We start from the raw sequence: 3,684 nt of genomic DNA on the forward strand, positions 1-3,684 counted from the left end.
AAGCAGGGTTTAAGCGAAGGGCGCCGTTTGCTTTACAATGTGGCCATGGCAGCCAGTCGTGGGGCATTTAAAGCGATGTATGAGCACTATGCATCAAGAATGACTTGTACCCAGGCTTTGGTAGCCGTGATGCGCAAGCTGATACGTATAGCATTCAGCGTATGGCGTAGCCAAAAGACATTCGATATGGCTCAATATCATTCCCCCATTATGCAAAAAGCTATGCTGTCTGATTAAAGACCTAAGGCTCTTGCAGTGGAGAGTTTCTCACCGATGAGGCTCTAATTTCTTATGTAATTACTAAAAGCAGGTTGACAAGAAACATAGAGCCTCAGGGTGAACGGAATCCATGTGTAAATCGGGAAGTTATTTCGAGACGAATCCTTAGAGCTTACAAGTTGACAGTATTCAGTGACCAGCTGTAAGAAAGTAAAATATAAGCCTGTTTAGTTTTACTTTCTTACAGAGATTTTAATGAACGAGGTATAACATTATCGAGCCGAAAAGATCTTAACAGCCTTCACCCGGTTGTCCTTCACCTGCATGATCTCAAAGCGGTACTCGCCCACTTTCAGACAAACACTGGATTCCGGAATAAACTCCATCTCTTCTGTGATCAATCCATTAATAGTACGGGCTTCTTCCGTGGGCAGTTTCCAGCCCAGCGAACGGTTGATGTCTCGAATGGAAGCAGAACCATCAATGATGTAACTGCCGTCTTCCTGAGGGGTAATATCCTGACTGGAATCGGACACATCGGTGGTAAAGTCACCGACAATTTCTTCCAGAATATCTTCCAGAGTGACCAGGCCGAGGATATCGCCGTATTCATCCACAACCAACGCAACCCTTTCCTTGGTTTTCTGGAAATTGAAGAGCTGTGTGTGCAGAGGGGTGCTTTCAGGTACGTAATAAGGTTCAGTTGTTTCCTGAAGTAAAACGGCCTTGTTCACTTCTTCCTGACTCAACAGGCGGGCTACCTTTCTCATATGCAGCATGCCAACGAGATTGTTCACATCACCACGATAAACAGGCAGTCTCGTATGCTGACAGGCGCGTAACTGTTCCAGAATATCCTTGATGTCATCATCGATATCAATCCCGATCACTTCATTTCGGGGCACCATGATGTCATCCACCCGAACCTTTTCCAGATCCAGAATCCCCAGCAACATACCGCGACGTTTTTGCGGCAGCAGCATCCCCGGATCGGTCACAATAGTGCGCAGTTCTTCAGCATTCAGCTGATCATCAGAGGCCTGACCCGGCTTGATACCAAAAGGTCTTAACAAGAACCCACAGACCCAGTTCAATACCACCACCATGGGATAGAGCAATTTTAACAGCGGTGTAAGAATGAGGGACGCAGGAAAGGCAATCTTTTCCGGGTAGAGCGCCGCTACGGTTTTGGGCGTCACCTCACCAAAGATCAGAACCGCCACAGTCAAGCCCAGAGTGGCTATGGCAATTCCGCTGTCGCCCCAGAGCCTGACGGCAACGAGCGTAGCAAGAGCAGAAGCCAGGATATTCACAAAGTTGTTGCCGATCAGAATCACACCGATCAGACGGTCAGGACGTTCCAGTAACTGATGAGTACGCTTGGCAGCCTTATGGTCCTTCCGCACAAGGTGGCGCAGGCGATACCGGTTAATGGCCATCATGCCGGTTTCCGAACTGGAAAAAAACGCCGACAGCAACATTAAAAAGGCCAAAATGGCCAGTAGAAGACTGGTAGATGCTTCACTCAAGACTGGAATCGCCTGTTCAGATTCTGATTATCAAACCAGTGATTCTAACGTTTAGCTCAGCGAAGCCCAAACACTTTTATTTTTCTTCCTGACTGATAAAGATCAACATCAGCAAAAACAGGGTGGCCACCCGGAATCCTGGCTGGATACCGTTCCAGCTTTTGGACTGCCAAGCCAGAAACCACTCACCGGAAATGCCCATGAAAACCAGAAACCAAAGTACCACTCCAAGGGTCAAACCCAGAACAGCCAGCTGTTTACCGGAGTGGAAATCGCCACGCACATTCCTCAACATCTTGATGACCCCCAACCAGCAGAGTATGGCTACGGCCGCCTCAATCGCTATGATCAAACCATAAACCATTTGCCACAACCAGGGATTATGGATGGCCCGCCAGCTGGCTTGCTCACCATAACCCGTAGTATCCATGGACATAACGTGCATAACGTAGAGATAGTTACTCTGGTAGTCCACAAGGTTATTGAAGACCACCAGCGAACTGAATAGAGCAGCGGCTGATACCAGCAGGATTTTACAGAGTCTGAGAGTCATTAAATTTTGCATAGCAAATAAAGTAGACGGTTGATTATCTTAAGCCAATCACCCGCCGAACATACTTTACTGGTGAAGCTCTTTCAGGGCTGCCTGGAATTGCTCTGCCGTAGGCCTTTTGGATGGATCCCAACTCAACATTTGAGCAATCAGCGGCTTGTATCGACCCAGTTTTGACGCAGTATTCTTTAGATAGCTTGTAACGTATCTTTCAAAGTAATTCTGGTCTTCACAGATTTTGGTGTTTACCTGGGCAGCATTCATCGAGGATGTTGCTGCAGGCATAAAATTGTTACCGGTCAGCAATTCACAGAGAGTCACGCCCGCTGCAAAAATATCGGACTGTTCAGAAAGTTCTTCAGGAGCATGGAAATATTCCGGAGCCTTGTAACCATCGGTACCAAATTCACCAGGCATACCCAGGTCGGCTGATGGGGAAGAGGCATGACCAAAGTCGATAATGCGAACTACGCCATCCGCATCAATAGCCAGATTATCCGGTTTCAGGTCATTGTGACACACGCCAGCATTGTGAGTATCCAAAAGCCCCTGGGCGAACTGAGTGCTGACTGCCCTGAAGATATGACCGGGCAATGGTCCTTGCAATTCCGACATTAAGTCCATCAGATCCATACCTGCATCATTCATGGTAATACTGTTTTCCGTTTCCTCAAGCAGCTGGACAACATGATCACTTTCAATTTGTGACAGACAGAGTTTCTCTCTACCGATTTCATCCCGCGCTACCTCACTTCGGGCACTTTTGCGGACAGTAATGGGTTTGGAAGCCTCACGGGCCTGACTGAAATCCAGTGCACAATTTTCATTCTGAAAGCTGCCTCTTTTGCTCATATAGGGCGTTACCAGTTCGGCAATACAAACAGGTTTGCTGCAAAAGTAGCCATAGAGGTTGGATACAGCAGTCATCAGCAAGGAACTGATCGCTTGGATGGTACTGGCTGGGCCTTGAGATGATATTGTTTGCATGAGACTTCCCTTTCTTCACGAATGTTCTGTCATTATTAACTCACTTTGCTGGACAGGCCATTGGACCATAGAGAGGCTTCAATCTAACCAGTTGGTTAGATTGACCAACATCATGCGTAAGAGCAGTAGAATTACTGAAAAGAGAGATTACTAGCAGCCTGTCGGACTTGAACCCATAAACGCAGTTCAAGTAATTTCAGACTCTGACTATTCCGGAGAGAACTTATAAAACCCTCTCCGGCGCATTACATTTTCAACTTGTCCTTATGATTTTTCTCACTCTTGGCCTCAGATCAGCCCAATAGTGCCACAGATAAGTCGCCAACAAGACCAGTTCCAACCACTGCTCTTCATTCACTTGTTTCAGGCTGAACATCCGCCTCAAGTTATACGCAA

Annotated in this window: 3 protein-coding genes and 1 pseudogene; 1 reads left to right on the forward strand and 3 read right to left on the reverse strand. The window is 47.1% G+C overall.

Annotation, left to right across the window (positions count from 1 at the left end):
• Positions 1-237: pseudogene (locus WG89_RS31060) on the forward strand (hypothetical protein); the annotation flags it as partial.
• Positions 238-491: 254 nt separating this feature from the next.
• On the opposite strand, the gene WG89_RS03005 reads toward WG89_RS31060, so the two are convergent.
• The 3 genes from WG89_RS03005 to WG89_RS03015 form a co-directional block, all read right to left on the reverse strand.
• A complete protein-coding gene (locus WG89_RS03005) occupies positions 492-1,748 on the reverse strand; it encodes an HlyC/CorC family transporter (protein WP_062261055.1) in 1,257 nt (418 codons plus the stop codon).
• Positions 1,749-1,824: 76 nt separating this feature from the next.
• On the reverse strand, positions 1,825-2,301 hold the full coding sequence (locus WG89_RS03010) for a DUF2165 family protein (RefSeq protein WP_062261058.1): 477 nt from the start codon (positions 2,299-2,301) through the stop codon (positions 1,825-1,827).
• A gap of 66 nt (positions 2,302-2,367) precedes the next feature.
• Positions 2,368-3,288 carry a protein kinase domain-containing protein gene (locus WG89_RS03015; protein WP_062261061.1) on the reverse strand — a complete coding sequence of 307 codons (921 nt, stop codon included), beginning with the start codon at positions 3,286-3,288 and terminating at the stop codon, positions 2,368-2,370.
• Positions 3,289-3,684 lie beyond the last annotated feature (396 nt).

Source organism: Endozoicomonas arenosclerae, from assembly GCF_001562015.1.
GTDB classification, from domain to species: Bacteria; Pseudomonadota; Gammaproteobacteria; order Pseudomonadales; family Endozoicomonadaceae; genus Endozoicomonas_A; species Endozoicomonas_A arenosclerae.

Bases quoted from the DNA above. Each gene is read 5' to 3' on its own strand.
- WG89_RS03015 (WP_062261061.1), bottom strand. From the start codon at position 3,288: ATGCAAACAATATCATCTCAAGGCCCAGCCAGTACCATCCAAGCGATC.
- WG89_RS03010 (WP_062261058.1), bottom strand. From the start codon at position 2,301: ATGACTCTCAGACTCTGTAAAATCCTGCTGGTATCAGCCGCTGCTCTA.